The following is an 18,312-nucleotide window of genomic DNA, read 5'->3' as shown; positions in this document are numbered from 1 at the left end:
CGCACGCTCAGGCTGACGTACGCAGAACCCGCCTCCGATCATGCGGAGGCGGGCTGAGCCACGCGACGTCGCCCCGGTCGGGGCGGGTGGGGACGTCAGAGAGACGGGATCTCATGACGGAGCAGGGCACCGGAACAGGCCGCCTGCCGCTCGCCCGCGGGAGCGACAGGCCGGTACGAAAGCGGGCGCGGCGCCGCTACCCGCCGCGAAGTTCCCGGCGGTCGGCCACCGGGGTCGCGCTCGTCGCGGCCGGGCTGGCCTTCCTGGGCGCGGTCGGTCCGACATCGAGCAGTGCCGCGTCACCCCCCTTCACCGAGCCCCGTCCGGGAGGTCCGGCGCGGTTCGTGCCCGGTCCCTGCCCGGAGGCGCCCGAACAGATCTCCGGACGGTGCGGGGTCCTGGAGGTTCCCGAGAACCGGCGACACCGCGGTGGACGGACCATCAAGCTGGCCGTCGCCATCATTCCGGCCGCGTCGACGAAACCGGCCGCGGACCCGGTGGTGTTCATGGAGGGGGGTCCCGGCGGCGACGCGATCGGGGCCATCCCGTTCCTGATCGATTCCGGCGTGAACCGGGATCGCGACCTGATCGTCATGACCCAGCGCGGCGGGCCCTACTCGGAGCCGTACCTCGCCTGCCCGGAGATCGACCGGTTCAACGCGAGCGCCGTCGGACTGCCCTACGACGCGCCCTCGACCGGACGGCTCCTGGTCCGAGCGGCGAAGGAGTGCCGGGACCGTCTGACGGCCGACGGATTCCGGCTGAGCAGCTACAACACCACCGAGAACGCCGCCGACTTCGCCGACCTGCGCAAGGCGCTCGGCATCAAGAAGTGGAACGTCTACGGCTACTCCTACGGCACCGACCTGGCGCTCACGTACCTGCGCCGGCACCCCGACGGGATCCGCTCGGTGACGATCGACTCGGTCGTACCGCCACAGATCGTGAGCCTGCCGTGGGCCTGGGACAGCGCCCGGGAGGGGATCAACACGATCTTCGCGGCGTGCGAGGCCCAGCCCAGCTGCAAGAGCCGCTACCCGGACCTGTCCCGCACGCTCACGGAGCAGGTCCGGCGCCTTGAGGCGAACCCCCTGACGCTGACGGTGCAGCCGCCCGGGGGCGGCAGCCCGGTGAAGGTCGTCCTCGACGGGGGCGCGCTGGTGAACCTGCTGGTCGCCAACGGCGGCGCCCTGCCGGCCGCCGAGGTGCCCGCGGCGCTCGACGAACTCGCCCGTGGCAATCCGGAACGCCTGGCGCGGGCACAGGCCGCCGGCGCGGCGCCGCCCCCCGTCCCCCAGGCCTTCGGTCTGACGCATTCGGTGGTGTGCGCCGAGTGGGCGCCGGGCTTTTCGGAGGCCGACGTCCTGGAGGCGGGGCGACGGGCCTTCCCCGGGTGGCCGGACACGGTCCTGGTCCACGCGCCGCAGCTCCCCTTCCAGTACGACCTGTGCCGCGTCTGGAACGTCCCGGACCGCACCGCGATCCAGCGGGTCACCACCTTCAGCAAGGTGCCGACGCTGATCATCTCCGGAACGTTCGACGCGAAGACGGGCGCGAGCTGGGGGCCGTACGCCGGCCGTACGCTGCCCCGCTCGACCGCCGTGCGGATTCCCGGGATCGGTCACTTCGTCGTTCCCCAGTCGCCCTGTGCGCAGAGCGTTCTGGCTTCCTTCCTCGCGCGTCCGACCTCGCCCGACACCGGGTGCGTGGCGGGACTCGCACCGGGTCCGTTCACCATCACCCCTGCACCGGAGAGAGCATGATGTCCATCCGCCCGCTCCACCACCGTCGCGCTCTGCGCCGGTTCCCCGCCACGCTGGCCGGAGCCACGGCAGGCGCCCTCGTCGTCGGCCTCGCCGCGATGCCCGCCCGCGCCGAGTCCGACGCCGGAGCGCCGCTCGGCACGGTCGCCCGGACGGCGGGCGACGCCCGCTTCGAGCCCGGCCCCTGCCCGAGGACGGCGGATCCGATCCCTGATCTGGCGCGCGCCCGGTGCGGAACGCTCACCGTTCCCGAGAAGCGCTCCCACCGCAAGGGACGGAAGATCACCCTCGCGGTCGCGATCATCCCCGCGGTCAGCAGCAGGCCGGCGCCCGACCCGATCGTCTGGCTCGCCGGCGGGCCCGGCGACGACGCGGTCTCCGAGATCCCGATGGCGGTCGGCGGCGGCCTCAACCGCGACCGCGACGTGATCTTCATGTCGCAGCGAGGGACCTACTCGGCCGACCCGGAGCTCACCTGCCGGAACGTCGACGAGTTCGCCGCGGACTCCCTCGATCTCGTCTTCGGCGCACCGTCCACCGGACGCCTGCACGTCGCGGAGACGCGGAAGTGCCGCGACCAGCTGGTGCGCCGTGGGGCCGACCTCAGCGCCTACAACGGCACCGAGAGTTCCGCCGACTACGACGGCCTGCGCAAGGCACTGGGCCTCAGGCAGTGGAACGTCTTCGGCATCTCCTACGGCACCGACCTGGCGCTCCAGTACATGCGCCTGCACCCGAAGGGCATCCGGTCGGTCGGCATCGACGGCGTCCTGCCGCCGTCCCTGGCCGGCGGGGCCGTGACCTGGAAGGCCGCACGCGAAGGTTTCGACGGCATCTTCAAGGCCTGCGCGGACCAGCCCGCCTGCGACACCCGCTATCCGAACCTCAAGGCCACCTTCGAGCGCCTGGTGGTCGAGCTCGAGGCCCGACCGGTCACCACCACCGTCACGGTCCCGGGCCAACCGGAGCCGGTGAAGGTGGTGCTGGACGGCGGGCTCCTGGTGAACTGGCTGACCTTCGCCAGCCATCTCGCGGCCGGAGTGCCCCGCTCCATCGACGAACTGGCCCACGGCAACCCGCAGCGGATCGCCGAGCAGTACGCGGGCGGAAAGCTCAGCCCGCAGGCCATCGGGAGGGTCTCTCACGGGCTCGTCTTCGGCGTCTTCTGCAGCGAGTGGACACCGTTCGAGAGTGAGGCCGACGTGATCCGGGCAGGGCGACGTCTGTTCCCGTCGTTCCCCCGCTCGGTGCTGGCCAACGCTCCGCTTCTCAGCTGGATGCACGCGGACTGCCGCGCCTGGGACATCCCCGCGGCACCCCGCTCGATCCGGAGCGTGACGCGCAGCGACATCCCGACGCTCGTCCTGTCCGGCGGGTTCGACGCCCAGACCGCGCCGAGCAGCGGGCCGTACGCCGCCCGTACCCTGAGCCGGTCCACGGCCGTCACGGTCCCCTACGTCGCCCATGTGGTCTTCGCGGACTCGCCGTGTGCGCAGACGATCACCCGCTCGTTCTTCGACACACCGACCGCGCCGGACACGGGATGCCTGGCAGGTCTCCAGCCACCCGTGTTCGAGATCGCACCATGAGAAACGGGCCGGTGTGACGCGGGGAAGCGCGGCGGCCTAGAACCCGCCACCGCCGAAGTCCCCGCCGCCACCGAAGTCGCCGAAGCCTCCGCCACCGCCGCCGCCGAAGTCGCCCGATCCGAAGTCGCCGGAGTTGAAGTCGCCCCCGGAGACGTCGCCGCCCCCGAACTCGCCTCCGCCGTACTCACCGGCGTAGGCGGGGGTGGCGAGCATCGAGCCGAGCAGGGTGCCGGCGAGGAGGCCGGGGAGCAGGCCGCCGCCGAAGTAGCCGCCCGCCCACGGGCCGTACGCCGGTCCCGCCTCCCAGTACGGGCGGCGGCCGGTGTCGGTCTCGACCGTACGGGCCAAGGGGTCCTGGCCGTCGTCGAGGCGGGTTGCGTCGGCGGCGCAGACCGGGACCTCGCGCGCGGTGCCACCGGCGGGGGTCCAGGTCCGGTCCTCGATCGACGGGCCGTGGCGCGGGTCGAAGAAGCAGGGTGGACGGCGCTCGGGGAGCGGCCGGGACTCGCGGCGGGCGGCCAGGGCGGCGAGCGAGAAGCGGCCGTCCTCGATCGCCTGGGTCACGGCCTTGACGTCGTGCGGGTGGGTGGCCGAGCCCATCAGGGATTTCGCCTTGTCGTACGAGTCGAGCGCGCGTTCGTAGTCGGCGCGCATCGCGTCGTCGGCGCCGGGCTCGCCGGGGTGGAAGTCGAGCCGTTCGAGTTCTTCGCCGAAGGCGGTGATGTCCTCGTCGACGACGACCCGGAGCTTGTCGAGGGCTTCACGCTCCTCAGCCTGCTTGCGGAGCCGGTTGCGGCGGACGATCGCGTAGGCGCCCGCGCCACCGGCGGCGAGGAACGCGCCGAGGGTGATCAGACCGCCGACCGGCACACCGTTGTCGGCGCCGACCGAGCCCCAGGAGGCGGGGGCGGTCCCGTCCAGGGTCGGCAGGGCCTGGTCGACGAAGTTGTTCAGCTCCGTGGCGGCGTCCACTCCCGGCTGGCGCACGGAGGTGACCAGGTTGTCCACGGCCTGTGCGGACATCACCGTACGGTCGGCGGCGGCGTCGAACCCGTCACCGAGCCGGACGGCGTACAGCCCCGTCACCCCGGTCTGGGTGCGCAGATTGCGCAGCAGGTTCTCGGGCGGATACTCGCTGGTCGCGGGCAGTACGGCGATGAAGAGCGGCTTGTCCGCGTCCTCGATCTTCTGGGCGAGGGCATCCGCCTGGGCTGTCGAGAGCTGGTCGGCGGCGCCCGGATCGACATAGACCGGCCCCTGCTTCAGGGCCGCTCCGGCGTCCGGGATCCCGGTGATCCCGGCCCCCGCGGAGGGGGCCAGGACCAGGAGCAGCAGCATGGCCAGCCCCGCGAGGGCCGACAGAAGGTGGAACGGCCTGGTCCTCATACCATCGAAACTACCCCTAAAGGGGGATTCCGAGACATACCGGACCGAAGGTAATGACCGATTCCGCACCTATTCCGCGGGGTCGATGCCCACGCGCAGCAGTCCGTAGGTGAACGCGTCCTCCAGCGCCTGCCAGGAGGCGGCGATCACGTTCTCCCCGACGCCGACCGTCGCCCACTCGGCGTTGCCGTCGCTGGTGGTGATCAGGACACGGGTCGTGGACTCCGTGCCGTGGCGCCCTTCCAGGATGCGGACCTTGTAGTCCACCAGCTCGAACTTGGCGAGCTGTGGGTAGATCCGCTCCAGGCCGACCCGCATCGCCCGGTCGAGGGCGTTGACGGGGCCGTTGCCCTCGGCGGTGGCGACGATCCGCTCACCCTTGGCCCAGAGCTTCACGGTCGCCTCGTTGGCGTGGGTGCCGTCGGGCCGGTCCTCGACGATCGCGCGCCAGGACTCGGTACGGAAGTAGCGGCGGGCGCGGCCCTCCACCTCCTCGCGGAGCAGCAGTTCGAAGGAGGCGTCGGCGGCCTCGTAGGTGTAGCCGGAGAGCTCGCGCTCCTTGACGCGCTCGACGACACGGGCGACCAGCGCGCGGTCGCCGCCCAGGTCGACGCCGAGCTCCTTGCCCTTCAGCTCGATGGAGGCGCGGCCGGCCATGTCGGAGACGAGCATCCGCATGGTGTTGCCGACCAGCTCGGGGTCGATGTGCTGGTAGAGGTCCGGGTCGACCTTGATCGCGGAGGCATGCAGCCCGGCCTTGTGCGCGAAGGCCGAGACACCCACGTACGGCTGATGCGTGGAGGGCGTCAGATTGACGACCTCGGCGATGGCGTGCGAGATCCGGGTCATCTCGGCGAGCGCGCCCTCGGGCAGCACCCGCTTGTCGTACTTGAGTTCCAGGGCGGCGACCACCGGGAAGAGGTTGGCGTTGCCGACCCGCTCGCCGTAGCCGTTGGCGGTGCACTGGACGTGCGTGGCGCCCGCGTCGACGGCGGCGAGCGTGTTGGCGACGGCGCAGCCGGTGTCGTCCTGGGCGTGGATGCCGAGCCGGGCGCCGGTGTCGGCGATGACGGTGGCGACGACGGCCTGGACCTGGGCGGGGAGCATGCCGCCGTTGGTGTCGCAGAGGATCACGACATCGGCGCCGGCCTCGGAGGCGGCGCGGACGACGTCCTTGGCGTACTGCGGGTTGGCCTTGTAGCCGTCGAAGAAGTGCTCGCAGTCGACGAAGACGCGGCGGCCCTGGGAGCGCAGGTAGGAGACGGTGTCGCGGACCATCTCCAGGTTCTCGTCCAACGTGGTGCGCAGGGCCAGCTCGACGTGCCGGTCGTGCGACTTGGCGACCAGGGTGATCACCGGGGCGCCGGAGTCCAGGAGCGCCTTGACCTGCGGGTCGTCGGCGGCGTTGCCGCCGGCCCTGCGGGTCGCGCCGAACGCGACGAGCCGCGCGTTCTTGAACGTGATCTCCTGCTTCGCCCGGGCGAAGAACTCCGTGTCGCGCGGGTTGGCACCGGGCCAGCCGCCCTCGATGAAGCCGACGCCGAAGTCGTCGAGGTGTCGCGCGATGGTCAGCTTGTCCGCGACGGTGAGGTTGATGCCTTCACGCTGCGCTCCGTCGCGCAGCGTCGTGTCGAAGACATGGAAGCTGTCGTCGAGGCGCGAGCTCTCGTCGGTCTCCGTGGTCATGGCTCTGATGGCTCCTGTCGGATGTGGCTCCGGAAGGTCTGGATCCACTTGCCCCCATTCTCACGCGCTGTCCGTTTCCGGCGGTGGTGGGGCCGGAAAACGAAAAAACCTCTCGCGGGTGCGAGAGGTCTGCGCGCGGGTCTGGGGCACGGTGTCCACTGCCGCGAGGGTGGAGTCGCGGATCAGTGGCCACTGCGGACCGGCGCGCTGCTGCCCATAATCATGGTGGTAGCAAGCACGCCCGCAGTCTGCCACACCCCAGCCGTGCGCGGGACGCCGGTCTCAGGATGCGGGCACCTGGTCGGCCGCCGTCCGCTCGGCCCGCGGGGACGCCGGGGTGCCGACCCTGCCGAGGTCGATGTCCCGGGTCTCGCGCATCGTCAGGTAGACGATCAGGGAGACGGCCGCGCAGCCCGCCACGTACCAGTAGTAGCCGGACTCGATCCCCGCGTCCTTGAACCACAGCGCCACGTACTCCGCCGTGCCGCCGAAGAGGGCGTTCGCGACGGCGTACGGAAGGGCGACGCCCAGGGCGCGGATGCCGGTAGGGAAGAGCTCCGCCTTCACGCACGCGTTGATCGAGGTGTAGCCGGTGATGACGACCAGCGCGAGCAGCGAGAGGCCGAGCGCAGGCCAGAAGGACCCGGCGCCCTGGAGCAGTGTCATGATCGGCACCGTGAGGAAGGTCGAGCCGAGCGCGAAGGTGATCAGCAGCGGGCGCCGTCCGATCCGGTCGGAGAGCCGTCCCGCGAGGGGCTGCAGACAGGCGAAGACGATCAGCGCGCAGAAGGAGACCAGGGTGGCGGTCTGCTTCGGCAGCCCCGCCGAGTTCGAGAGGTACTTCGTCAGATAGGTGGTGTACGTGTAGTAGGCCACCGTCCCGCCCATGGTGAGGGCGACGACGAGGAACGCCTCGCGCCGGTGCGCCCACAGCGCCTTGAGCGTGCCCTTCTCGCCGCTCGCCACGCCGGCGTCGGCCGTCTCCTCGTACACCTCCGTCTCCAGCATGTTGCGCCGCAGATAGAAGACGACGGCCGCGCCGAGCGCACCGATGATGAACGGGATGCGCCAGCCCCAGCTGTGCAGCGCCTCCGCGGACATCGTGCGCTGGAGGACGATCTGGAGACCGAGGCCGAGGATCTGGCCGGCGGTCATCGAGACGTACTGGAAGCTGGAGGCGAAGCCCCGGTGCTGCGGCGCCGAGGCCTCCGTCAGATACGTCGCGCTGGCCGCGTACTCGCCGCCGACCGAGAGGCCCTGGAGGAGCCGGGCGATCAGCAGGACGGCGGCGCCGCCGTAGCCGGCGACGGCGTACGTGGGCGCGATCGCGATCAGCAGGGCCGAGGCGGACATCAGCGTCACGGTGAGCGTGAGCGCCGCCTTGCGGCCCTTGCGGTCGCCGACCCGGCCGAGCAGCCAGCCGCCGACGGGGCGCATGAAGAAGCCGACGGCGAAGATGCCGGCGGTGTTCATGAGCTTGGCGGTGTCATTGCCCTCCGGGAAGAACGCCCCCGCGAAGTACGTCGCGAAACTCGCGTACACGAACCAGTCGAACCACTCGACCATGTTGCCGGCCGAGCCGACCCAGATCTTCTTCCAGTGCTCTCGTCCCATGATCCGGAACCGTGCCGGAGGTGACGCCCGGGCAACAAGGGTGTAGCCCGCAACGATCGGGAGTACTTGCGTTCGTTACGTTCGCAGCAACAAGGTTTCGGCGACGAACTCACCTACATGCGCGAGGACTTGATCACGCCCGGTGCCCGGGATGCCGACCGCGACATGGACACTGAACCCGTCGAGCAGGGCTCGCATCCGCGCCGCGTACCGGTCGGGGTCGACGGACCGGAACTCCCCGCGCGAGACGCCTTCGGCGATCAGGGCGACCAGGTCACGGTGCCAGGCGCCCTCGATGGCCGCCTGCCGGGCGCGCGCGTCGTCGTCGGCGTTCTGGGACCGGTTCCAGACCTCCAGCCAGAGGGTCCAGTGCGGGTCGCGCGGGCCGTCCGGGACGTAGACGTCGATGTATCCGTCGAGCCGCTCGCGGGCGGTCCCGGGCCGTGAGAGCAGCGCGCTGCGCTCGGCGCCGAGCCGCCCCTCGCTCCACTCCAGGGTCTGCAGCAGCAGCTCGTCCTTGGTACGGAAGTAGTAGAGGAGGTGCCCGCTGCTCATCCCGACCTCGCGCCCGAGCCCGGCCATGGTCAGCCCGTCGAGACCCCGCTCGGCGATGGTGTCCATGGCGGCGGCGAGGAGCTCCTCACGGGGAGGGGCGGCGTTGTTGCGTCGCCGGGGTCCGGCGGGGCTGATGCGGGTCACTCGTCTGTTCTACCTCACGCTTCCGTCGGCGCTCCGGCCGAAGGCCGCCTCCAGGACGGCGGGGACGTCCTCGGCGGGCACGCTCGCCCGCAGCTCCGCGAGCACGGGACCGAACCGCTCGTCGTCGATCACACCGAGGTACTCCTCGCGCAGCTCGCGGATGATCTCCACGAGCTCGGGCCTCAGTCGCATCCACCCCCGTGACGTGCGGATCTCCTCCTCCACGTGCTCCATGAACCAGCGCATGACGTCGTACGGGATGCGGTGGTGGCCCGACACCGGGTCGACGCACACGGTCGGCTCCCGGGCCGGGTCCTCGTCCGGCACGACAGCCGTCAGCACGGTCCGGTCGCCGGCGACGTGGTCCAGCTCCAGGTACCAGGCCTCGTCCGGTACGGAGTAGAGGATCTGGAGCGCGTAGTCGGCGCCCTCGTGGGAGATCAGCGGCATGGCCGCAGGCTGTCACGCCGCCCGCGGCCGTCGCCAACGGTTTCAGACCTTCGGCTGCTGCTGCGTGATGCAGTGGATGCCGCCCCCACCTGCGAAGATGCCGCGCGCGTCGACCAGCGTGACGATCCGCTCCGGGAACAGCCGGCGGAAGATGCCCGCGGCGATCTCGTCGTTGGGGTCGTCGAAGCCGCACAGGACCACACCGCCGTTGCAGAGGTAGTGGTTGATGTACGAGTAGTCGACCCAGTCGCCCTCCTCGTCCTTCAGGACGGTCGGGGCCGGGATCTCCACGACCTCCAGCTCCCGGCCCCTGGCGTCCGTCTGGCGGCTGAGGATGTCGACGTACATCCGGGAGCGCTCGTAGTCCGGGTGGGCAGGGTCCTGCTGGCTGTGGACGACCACGGTGCCGGGCCTGGCGAAGGCGGCGACGATGTCGACGTGGCCCTGGGTGCCGTACATGCCGTAGTCGCCGGAGAGGCCGTGCGGGAGCCAGATCGCCTTCGTGGTGCCGAGCTTCGCGTGGATCTCCGCCTCGACCTGTGCCCGGGTCCACTCGGGGTTACGGCCGGAGCCGAGCTGGACGGTGTCGGTCAGCAGAACCGTTCCCTCACCGTCGACGTGGATCGCGCCGCCCTCGTTCACCAGGGGGCTGCTCAGCACCGGCACGTCGACGAGATCGGCGACATGGCGGGCGATCTTGGAGTCGTGCTCCCAGCGGGCCCAGTCCTGCGCGCCCCAGCCGTTGAAGACCCAGTCGACGGCGGCCAGCTCGGTGCCGTTGGTGACGAAGGTCGGGCCGATGTCGCGCATCCAGGCGTCGTCGAGCTCGCGCTCGACCAGATCGACCGCGTCGCCGAGCAGGGCCCGCGCGGATTCCAGCTGGCCGGGGCCGACCACCATGGTGACCGGCTCGAAGCGGCGTACGGCACGGGCCACGGAGGCCCACGCGGTACGGGCCTCGGCCAGCTCCTCGTCGTTGGTGAAGGTCGGGTTGGGGCCGGGCCAGGCCATCCACGTGCGCTCGTGCGGGGCCCACTCGGGCGGCATACGGAAGGTCTCGGAGGTCATGGGTCAGGTCCTAGAGGAAGTAGAGGCGGTTGAGGGAGACGGAGTCGGCCGGCTCGGAGCGGAGCGGGTCGCCGTCCAGTGACACCAGGCCCGTTCGGCCGTCGACCTGGACGTCTCCGACGCGGGAGTTGAGGAGCAGGTCGCCGGGGCCGATGCCGCGGGTGCCGCGGACGGCGACACGGCGGCGCCGGGTCGGCATCCGGTCGGAGCCGAGGTCGACGGCGGCCTGGGCCACGAACGCGACCGAGATGTCGGCCGGGGCCGCCCCGTGGCCGCCGAACAGCGGTCCGAGGACGAGGGGTTCGCAGGTGTCGGTGGCGGCGTTCGGATCGCCCACGACCCCCCACGCGGGGAAGCCGTTCTTGACGACCATCTGTGGTTTGGCGCCGAAGTACTCCGGCCGCCAGAGCACGATGTCGGCCATCTTGCCGACCTCGATCGAGCCGATCTCATGGGCGAGGCCGTGGGCGATCGCCGGGTTGATGGTCAGCTTGGCCATGTACCGCAGCACACGCGCGTTGTCGTCGTGCGCCCCGTCGCCCTCCAGCGGGCCCAGCTCCGCCTTCATCTTCCCCGCCATGGCGAAGGTCCGGCGTACGGTCTCGCCGGCCCTTCCCATCCCCTGGGCGTCGGACGAGGTGATCCCGATCGCCCCCAGGTCGTGCAGGACGTCCTCCGCGCCCATCGTCCCCGCCCGGATCCGGTCCCGCGCCATCGCCGCGTCGCCGGGCAGATCGGTCTTCAGGTCGTGGACGGAGACGATCATGCCGTAGTGCTCGGCCACCGCGTCCCGGCCGAACGGCAGCGTCGGATTGGTGGACGAACCGATGACGTTCGGCACACCCGCCATCTTCAGCACGTTCGGCACATGACCGCCACCACACCCCTCGATGTGGAACGCGTGGATGGTCCGGCCGTCCAGGACCCGCAGGGTGTCCTCGACCGACAGGCACTCGTTCAGGCCGTCACTGTGCAGCGCGACCTGCACATCATGCTCGTCCGCGACCCGCAGCGCGGTGTCCAGCGCCCGCGTGTGCGCCCCCATGTCCTCATGCACCTTGAAACCCGACGCACCGCCCTCGGCCAGCGCCTCCACCAGCGGAGCCGGATCCGAGGACGAACCCCGCGCCAGGAAGCCGATGTTGACCGGCCACGCGTCGAACGCACTGAACGCGTGCCTGAGAGCCCATGGCGAGTTGACGCCAACCCCCCAGACAGGACCGAACTCCTGTCCGATGATGGTGGTGACACCAGAGGCGAGGGAGGCCTCCATGATGCGCGGGGACAGCAGGTGGACATGGGTGTCCACGGCACCGGCGGTGGCGATGAGGCCCTCGCCGGAGACGATCGACGTCCCGGTGCCGACGACGACGTCGACACCGTCGAGCGTGTCCGGGTTGCCCGCACGCCCGATGGCGTGGATCCGGCCCTCGCGAATACCGATCGACACCTTGCGGATGCCCTGAACGGCGTCGATGACCAGGACGTTGCTGATCACGACGTCACAGGTCTCGCGGACGGCCGCGGCCTTGAGGTGAAGGCCGTCGCGCGCGGTCTTGCCGAAGCCCGCGAGGAACTCGTCCCCCGGCTTCTGCGAGTCGGACTCGACCCGGACGACAAGACCGGAGTCGCCGAGGACGACCCGGTCGCCCGCGCGGGGTCCGTGCACCGATGCGTACTCGTACGGGTCCATCACGCCTCAACTCCCAGGTAACCGCAGGCCGCGGCGCGGCGCAGGGCCTCTTCCTTCGCGCCGGGCGCATCCAGCGCGCCGTCCACCAGGCCCGCGAAGCCGATGGCGACACGCGCGCCGCCGATGGGTACGAGTCCGACCTCGGCCTCGCCGCCCGGATCGAAGCGGAAGGACGCTCCCGCGGGGATCGCGAGCCGCATGCCGTAGGCGGCGGCCCGGTCGAAGTCGAGGCGCGGATTGGCCTCGAAGAAGTGGAAGTGCGAGGTCACGCTGACCGGGACCGCCGCCGTGTTGCGGACGTCCAGGGTCAGCGCGGGCGGCTCCTCGGCCGCCGTGGGGGCCGGCAGCAGCGCGCCCGGCGCGCTCTCGCCCAACGAAGGACCGCCGATCGGGTCGGAGACGACCGCGAGCCGCGAGCCGTCGTCGAAAACGGCCTCGACATGCACTTCGGTGACGACATCGGCCACACCCGGCAGTACGTCCTCCGGACCGAGCACGGACCGGGCGGCGGCGATCGCCTCGGCGAGCCGCCTGCCGTCACGGGCCGCCTCGCAGACCGTGTCCGCGATGAGCGCGGTCGCCTCCGGCACATTGAGCCGCAGGCCCCGTGCCCGGCGGGCCCGGGCGAGCTCCGCTGCCCCGAAGAGCAGCAGCCGGTCTCGTTCCGTGGGGGTCAGTCGCACGTCCACACACCTCCTGTTTGAGCGACACTCTAAACGTTCGGCGCGTCGTATCCAAGCATTGACGTACGCGTCGGTAGTGGGTCACATTGAGCGCCACTCTAAATCCTGTCCGCCCGCTTGCCCGCAGGGAGCCCCATGCCGATCGAACAGCGCGGAGTCGACACCATCCCCGAAGCGGAACGCACCAGCGGTCCCCGTGACCTGCTGGCGATCCTCCTCGGCTCCAACCTCTGTCTCGGAGTGATCGTCTTCGGCTGGCTGCCGGTCTCCTTCGGCCTCGGGCTGTGGGCGTCGGTGACCTCCGTCGTCACCGGCACGCTCGTCGGCGTCGCCGTGACCGCTCCGCTCGCCCTGGTCTCACTGCGCACCGCGACGAATCTCTCGACCTCCAGCGGCGCCTTCTTCGGCGTCCGCGGCCGGCTCGTCGGCTCGGTGGTGGGGCTGCTGCTCTCCCTCGGCTACACCGCGCTGACGCTGTGGATCGGCGGCGACGTGGTGGTCGGGACCCTCGCCCGGCTGGCCGGTCTGCCGACCGGCGACACCACGCACGCGGTGGTGTACGCGGTGCTCGCCGCCTGCACGGTCGTCTTCGCCGTCTTCGGCTACGGCCTGCTGCTGCGGCTCAGCAAGGGGCTCGCGATCGGCATGACCCTGCTGCTCGGTCTCGGCCTCGTCGCGTACGCGGGCGATGTCACCGCGGCGCCGGTTCCCGAGACCCCGTATCTGCTCGGCTCGTTCTGGCCGACCTGGGTGCTCTCGGCGGTGGCCGCAGGACTCAGCGGCCCGGTCGCGTTCATCACGCTGCTCGGCGACTACACCCGCTACATATCCCCCGAGCGGCACAGCCCCAGGACCGTCTGGCGCACCACCTGTATCGGCCTCGTCGTCGGGCTGCTGATCCCTCAGCTCTTCGGTACGTACACGGCATTGGCGGCCCGCGGCGCGCTGGACTACGCGGGCCCGCTCGTCGCGGCCTCCCCCGCCTGGTACGTGGTGCCGCTGCTTCTCGCGGCGACCGCCGGCACGGTCGGCAACGCGGGTCTGATGCTGTACTCGATGGGCCTCGACCTGGACGCGATCCTGCCTCGGGCGACCCGGGCGCGGGCGACGCTGGTGGTGGCGGCGGTGGCGACGGCCTTCGTCTTCCTCGGCCACTTCGCCTCGGACGCGCAGTCGGCGATGACGTCGTTCGTGCTGCTGCTCACGGCGATCGGCACGCCGTGGGCGGTGATCACGCTGATCGGTCACGCGCGCTGCCGTGGGGTCTACGACCCGGAGGCGCTCCAGGTGTACAACCGGCGGGCGCGGGGTGGCGCGTACTGGTTCGCCGCGGGATGGCACCCGCGGGCGACGGTCTGCTGGGCCCTGGGGGCGACGGTGGGCCTCGCCTCGGTGTCGACCCCGCTGTACGAGGGCCCGCTGCTCGCCCTGACGGGCGGGATCGACTGCAGCTTCGTCCTGTCGGCGCTGGTGGGCGGAGTGCTGTACACGGTGCTGACGCCGGGCCGAGCGGCGGCGGTCGTACGCGAGCAGGCACCGGAGAAGGAAGTCGCCGTTTCCTGAATGCCGCGCAGGCCCGAGGAGTGAACGGGCCTGCACGCACAACGGCCCCCGGGTGTGCCCACCCGTTCCGTCCCGCGGAACGAATGCCCACACCCGGGGGATGAGAACCTTCTAGCCCAGCTGGTGCGTCCAGCCGTGGACGTCCTCGGACTTGCCCGTCTGGATCGCCAGCAGAGCGTCGCGGAGCTTCATCGTGACCTCGCCGGGCTGCCCGCCCGACTGCTGCCACTCGCCGCGCGCCGACTTCACCGTGCCGACGGGCGTGATGACGGCGGCCGTGCCGCAGGCGAAGACCTCGGTGAGGGTGCCGTTCTCGCTGTCGGCCTGCCACTGGTCGATGGAGACGCGGCCCTCCTCCGAGGTGTAGCCGAGGTCCTTCGCGAGCTGGAGGAGCGAGTCACGGGTGATGCCGGCGAGCAGGGAGCCCGTCAGCGTCGGGGTGACGATCTTGTCGCCGTACACGAAGTACAGGTTCATGCCGCCGAGCTCCTCGACCCACTTGTGCTCCACGGCGTCGAGGTAGGCGACCTGGTCGCAGCCCCTCGCGACCGCCTCGGCCTGGGCCAGCAGGGAGGCCGCGTAGTTGCCGCCGGTCTTGGCGTCGCCCATGCCGCCCGGGACGGCGCGGACACGGTCCTCGGAGAGCCAGATCGAGACGGGCTTCACGCCACCGGGGAAGTACGGTCCGGCGGGCGAGGCGATGACGACGAAGAGGTACTCGTTCGCCGGGCGCACCCCGAGGCCGACCTCGGTCGCGATCATGAACGGGCGCAGGTAGAGCGACTCCTCGCCGCCGTGCGCCGGGACCCACGCCTTGTCCTGCTGGACGAGGACGTCGCACGCCTCGATGAAGGTCTCGACGGGCAGCTCCGGCATGGCCAGCCGGTGGGCGGAGGCCTGGAAGCGCCGGGCGTTGGCGTCCGGGCGGAAGGTGGCGACGGAGCCGTCGGGACGGCGGTACGCCTTGAGGCCCTCGAAGATCTCCTGGGCGTAGTGCAGGACGTTCGTGGCCGGGTCGAGCGAGAGCGGGCCGTACGGCACGAGCTGGCCGTCGTGCCAGCCGCGCCCCTCGGTCCAGCGGATGGTCACCATGTGGTCGGTGAAGTGGCGGCCGAATCCGGGGTTGGCCAGGATCGCCTCGCGCTCCGCGTCGGACAGCGGGCTGGAGGAGGGCTTGAGCTCGATCGTGGGCGTCGTCATGAGTGCTAGTCCTTCACCGGTTGTGTGTGACGGACCGCGCTCACGCCGCTATCAGTGCTCTGCTAGGACGTCCGAGCTTTCCCGCATGCCGCGGCCCCACGTTCGATTATCGCCCGTGGGGACCGGTGCACGAAACGGTGTGTGGTGCGGTCCAGGGTTTGATGGTGGCACCCTGCGACCGCATAGGTACAGCCGCCGGGTGCTTGATGCGACCCGGCGGCTGTGTGAACGTTCAGTCGACGGGTCAGCTCGCTACGCGTACCGCGAGCGCGTCGCCGATCTCGGCCGTCGTACGGACGGAGTCGCCGCGCTCGGTCAGATCCGCGGCGACGGCGGCCTCGACCCGGCCGGCCTCGGCCTCGTGGCCGAGGTGGCGCAGGAGGAGGGCGACGGAGAGCACGGTGGCCGTCGGGTCGGCCTTGCCCTGGCCCGCGATGTCCGGCGCGGAGCCGTGGACGGGCTCGAACATGGAGGGGAACTCGCCGCTCGGGTTGATGTTGCCCGAGGCGGCGACGCCGATGCCGCCGGAGACGGCCGCGGCGAGGTCGGTGATGATGTCGCCGAAGAGGTTGTCGGTGACGATCACGTCGAACCGCTCGGGCTGCGTGACGAGGAAGATCGTCGCCGCGTCCACGTGCAGGTAGTCGGTGGTGACCTCGGGGAACTCCTCGGCCACCTTGTTGAAGATGTTGGTCCAGAGGTGACCCGCGTACGCCAGGACGTTGTTCTTGTGGACCAGCGTCAGCTTCTTGCGCGGGCGGGCCTGGGCACGGGCGAAGGCGTCACGGACGACACGCTCCACGCCGAAGGCCGTGTTGACCGAGACCTCGGTGGCGACCTCGTGCGGGGTGCCGGTGCGGATCGAGCCGCCGTTGCCGGTGTACGGACCCTCGGTGCCCTCGCGGACCACGATGAAGTCGATCTCGGGCTGGCCCTTGAGCGGGGTCGAGACCCCGGGGAGCAGCTTCGACGGACGCAGGTTGACGTGGTGGTCGAAGAGGAAGCGGAGCTTCAGCAGAAAGCCGCGCTCCAGCACGCCGGACGGGACCGACGGGTCGCCGATCGCGCCGAGCAGGATGGCGTCGTGCTTCTTGAGGGCCTCGACGTCGGCGTCGGTGAGGGTCTCACCGGTCGCGTGGTAGCGCTTGGCGCCGAAGTCGTACTCCTTCGTCTCCAGCTTCACATCCTGCGGGAGCGCGGCAGCGAGGACCTTGAGGCCCTGGGCCACGACTTCCTGACCGATGCCGTCGCCGGGAATGACTGCGAGATTGATGCTGTGAGACATGTCGGCACCCTACTCCTCGTCCCACCGTCTGACACTCGCAGTCCACGATGTGGACGACCACGAGTTCTCCGAGGTGCGCCCGCCGCACACGCCGTCGCTCTCCAGGAAGCTGCCGGCGGTGGACCGGTGGACCAGCACTACCTGCACGGTGGAGTGGTCGCGGGTCCGGTACACCGGCTTCTCGTTCCTCGCGGTCGAGGCCGTGGCGGGGCCCTCGCCGGTGCTCAAGGTGTCGGCGCTCGCCGAGAGCGGCGAGCGCGTCGACCACTTCGAGGTCAGGCGGACGGCCTAGGGGTCGTCCGGCGGATCAGCGCGTCAGTGCCCGGTGGAGCCGCCGTTGTCACGGCGGTCGAGGGCGCGCTGGAGGGCGGCGGCGGCGTTCTTGCGGGCGTCGTCGCCGCTGGGGCGGGCGACGGAGTGGCGGACACGGCGGGTGGTCTCAGCGGCCATGAGGGATCGACTCCTTGAGATCAGTGATGATCCGAGATCAGTGGTGATCGAAGGCGCCGGAAGGGGCGGGGAGCGGGCCCGCAGGGGTTGCCTGCACGGGGGCATCGCGCTCACGACCGCCATTCGCTGATGGAGCGAGACGTTCGGCTCCTACAAAGCTAGGACAGGTGGCCGCATCTGTCTCCACAATTACTCGGACTTCCTACTATCTGAGACGGCGCTCGGCTCACACCGGCTGCCGGGCGGCCCGCAGCTCCCGGATGAGAGCCCGCACGGCGAGGGATTTCGCCAGCTCAGGGGTGGTGACATAGCCGACGGACCGGGTCGGGCGCTCCGGACCGAGATCGGTGATCTCCACCGAGGGCGGTGCTCCGATCAGGGAGAGCTCCGGCATCACGGCCATGCCGAAACCACTGCTCACCATCGAGAGCACCGCTCCGTCGTCCTCGGCCTCGACGGTCGCCGCCGGCAGCCACTCCTGCTCCGTCCACCAGCGGCGGGTGTACGAGGTGCAGTTCTCCGCCCAGTCGACGAGCGGCAGCGAGCGCGGTGCCGCGTGCCCGGCCGGGTGCACCAGCGCGTACGCCTCCTCGACCAGCACACCCCCCACGAGCCGCGGAGGTACGGGCGAGCTCGTCCCGATGGTCGCGATACCGAGGTCCGCCCGCCCGTCCAGGACTTCGCCGGCCGTCCCCCGCCCCACCTCCCGTACGATCCGCACCTCCGGGACGAGGTCCGGATGCTGGGCGGTCAGCCGTTCCAGGGCGCGCGGCAGCAGGTGCAGGGCCGCGCTGCGGAACGCGGCGATCCGCAGCGGCCCGGCGACGGTGCCGCTCTCGGCCCCGCGCACCTCCGCGCCCATCACCTCCAGGAGCCGAAGCACCCGCCGTGCGTGGGCGAGGGCCCGCTCCCCGGCGGCGGTGGGCGTGGCCCCGGACCGCCCGCGGTCGAAGAGGACCGCGCCGAGCTTGCGCTCACTGGTCCGTACGGAGTGGGAGACCGCGGACTGGGTCGTACCGAGGGCCCGGGCGGCGGCCGAGAAGCCGCGCTCGCTCCCGACGGCGAGGAGAACGCGCAACTCGTGCGGCGCGAGGTCGGTCATCGGGTCTTCCACCTCGGAGTATGAGGAACTTCGATGGATCGGGTCGATCCATCGGAGCAACCTACTGCCCGGCTGCCGGAT

General features: G+C 71.0%; 16 protein-coding genes. 4 read left to right on the top strand and 12 right to left on the bottom strand.

Annotated features, from left to right (window positions below; translation table 11 throughout):
* The first annotated feature begins 344 nt into the window (after window positions 1–344).
* Together ACFY8U_RS25070 and ACFY8U_RS25065 are read left to right on the top strand one after the other, a co-directional pair.
* Window positions 345–1,763, top strand: coding sequence for an alpha/beta fold hydrolase (locus ACFY8U_RS25070; protein ID WP_389573793.1), 1,419 nt, complete (start codon window positions 345–347; stop codon window positions 1,761–1,763).
* On the top strand, window positions 1,760–3,352 hold the full coding sequence (locus tag ACFY8U_RS25065) for an alpha/beta fold hydrolase (RefSeq protein ID WP_389573790.1): 1,593 nt from the start codon (window positions 1,760–1,762) through the stop codon (window positions 3,350–3,352). Before ACFY8U_RS25070 ends, ACFY8U_RS25065 begins: the two co-directional genes overlap by 4 nt.
* A gap of 36 nt (window positions 3,353–3,388) precedes the next feature.
* Here ACFY8U_RS25065 and ACFY8U_RS25060 read toward each other — a convergent pair whose 3' ends face one another.
* The 8 genes from ACFY8U_RS25060 to ureA all read right to left on the bottom strand — a co-directional run bounded on the left by ACFY8U_RS25060 (window position 3,389) and on the right by ureA (window position 12,631).
* Window positions 3,389–4,738, bottom strand: a complete 1,350-nt coding sequence (locus ACFY8U_RS25060) for a hypothetical protein (RefSeq protein ID WP_389573787.1) — start codon at window positions 4,736–4,738, stop codon at window positions 3,389–3,391.
* A gap of 69 nt (window positions 4,739–4,807) precedes the next feature.
* On the bottom strand, window positions 4,808–6,424 hold the full coding sequence (gene cimA / locus ACFY8U_RS25055; RefSeq protein ID WP_389573784.1) for a citramalate synthase: 1,617 nt from the start codon (window positions 6,422–6,424) through the stop codon (window positions 4,808–4,810).
* A gap of 282 nt (window positions 6,425–6,706) precedes the next feature.
* Complete coding sequence (locus ACFY8U_RS25050) at window positions 6,707–8,038, bottom strand: MFS transporter (RefSeq protein ID WP_389573781.1); 1,332 nt, start codon at window positions 8,036–8,038, stop codon at window positions 6,707–6,709.
* Between the two features lie 75 nt (window positions 8,039–8,113).
* Window positions 8,114–8,728, bottom strand: a complete 615-nt coding sequence (locus ACFY8U_RS25045; protein WP_361434780.1) for a TetR/AcrR family transcriptional regulator — start codon at window positions 8,726–8,728, stop codon at window positions 8,114–8,116.
* Window positions 8,729–8,746: 18 nt separating this feature from the next.
* A complete protein-coding gene (locus ACFY8U_RS25040) occupies window positions 8,747–9,187 on the bottom strand; it encodes a hypothetical protein (protein ID WP_389573778.1) in 441 nt (146 codons plus the stop codon).
* A gap of 42 nt (window positions 9,188–9,229) precedes the next feature.
* On the bottom strand, window positions 9,230–10,255 hold the full coding sequence (locus ACFY8U_RS25035; protein ID WP_389573775.1) for an agmatine/peptidylarginine deiminase: 1,026 nt from the start codon (window positions 10,253–10,255) through the stop codon (window positions 9,230–9,232).
* Window positions 10,256–10,265: 10 nt separating this feature from the next.
* Window positions 10,266–11,948, bottom strand: coding sequence for an urease subunit alpha (locus ACFY8U_RS25030; RefSeq protein WP_389573772.1), 1,683 nt, complete (start codon window positions 11,946–11,948; stop codon window positions 10,266–10,268).
* Window positions 11,948–12,631, bottom strand: a complete 684-nt coding sequence (gene ureA / locus ACFY8U_RS25025; protein ID WP_389573769.1) for an urease subunit gamma — start codon at window positions 12,629–12,631, stop codon at window positions 11,948–11,950. Before ureA ends, ACFY8U_RS25030 begins: the two co-directional genes overlap by 1 nt.
* Before the next feature lie 135 nt (window positions 12,632–12,766).
* On the opposite strand from ureA, the gene ACFY8U_RS25020 reads away from it, so the two are divergent.
* The gene (locus ACFY8U_RS25020) at window positions 12,767–14,194 is read left to right on the top strand and encodes a cytosine permease (protein WP_389573766.1); all 1,428 of its coding nucleotides are present in this window, start codon (window positions 12,767–12,769) and stop codon (window positions 14,192–14,194) included.
* Between the two features lie 111 nt (window positions 14,195–14,305).
* On the opposite strand, the gene ACFY8U_RS25015 is transcribed toward ACFY8U_RS25020, so the two are convergent.
* Together ACFY8U_RS25015 and ACFY8U_RS25010 are read right to left on the bottom strand one after the other, a co-directional pair.
* Window positions 14,306–15,394: a branched-chain amino acid aminotransferase gene (locus ACFY8U_RS25015; protein ID WP_361599886.1), complete on the bottom strand. Its 1,089-nt coding sequence runs from the start codon at window positions 15,392–15,394 to the stop codon at window positions 14,306–14,308.
* A 244-nt stretch (window positions 15,395–15,638) separates the two neighbouring features.
* Complete coding sequence (locus tag ACFY8U_RS25010; protein ID WP_361599883.1) at window positions 15,639–16,679, bottom strand: 3-isopropylmalate dehydrogenase; 1,041 nt, start codon at window positions 16,677–16,679, stop codon at window positions 15,639–15,641.
* Between ACFY8U_RS25010 and ACFY8U_RS25005 the strand changes: the two genes are divergently transcribed.
* Window positions 16,678–16,971, top strand: a complete 294-nt coding sequence (locus ACFY8U_RS25005; protein ID WP_389574187.1) for a hypothetical protein — start codon at window positions 16,678–16,680, stop codon at window positions 16,969–16,971. The two genes, ACFY8U_RS25010 and ACFY8U_RS25005, sit on opposite strands and share 2 nt — an antisense overlap.
* A gap of 23 nt (window positions 16,972–16,994) precedes the next feature.
* Here the strand turns inward: ACFY8U_RS25005 and ACFY8U_RS25000 are convergent, their stop codons facing one another.
* Together ACFY8U_RS25000 and ACFY8U_RS24995 are read right to left on the bottom strand one after the other, a co-directional pair.
* Entirely contained in the window at window positions 16,995–17,129 is a 135-nt protein-coding gene (locus ACFY8U_RS25000; protein WP_361599877.1) for a hypothetical protein, read from the bottom strand.
* 226 nt (window positions 17,130–17,355) lie between these two features.
* Window positions 17,356–18,231: a LysR family transcriptional regulator gene (locus ACFY8U_RS24995; protein ID WP_389573762.1), complete on the bottom strand. Its 876-nt coding sequence runs from the start codon at window positions 18,229–18,231 to the stop codon at window positions 17,356–17,358.
* Between the last annotated feature and the right edge of the window lie 81 nt (window positions 18,232–18,312).

Source organism: Streptomyces sp. NPDC012508 (assembly GCF_042902595.1).
In the GTDB taxonomy this organism is placed as follows: domain Bacteria; phylum Actinomycetota; class Actinomycetes; order Streptomycetales; family Streptomycetaceae; genus Streptomyces.
This window is presented reverse-complemented; position numbering and strand designations above follow the sequence as displayed.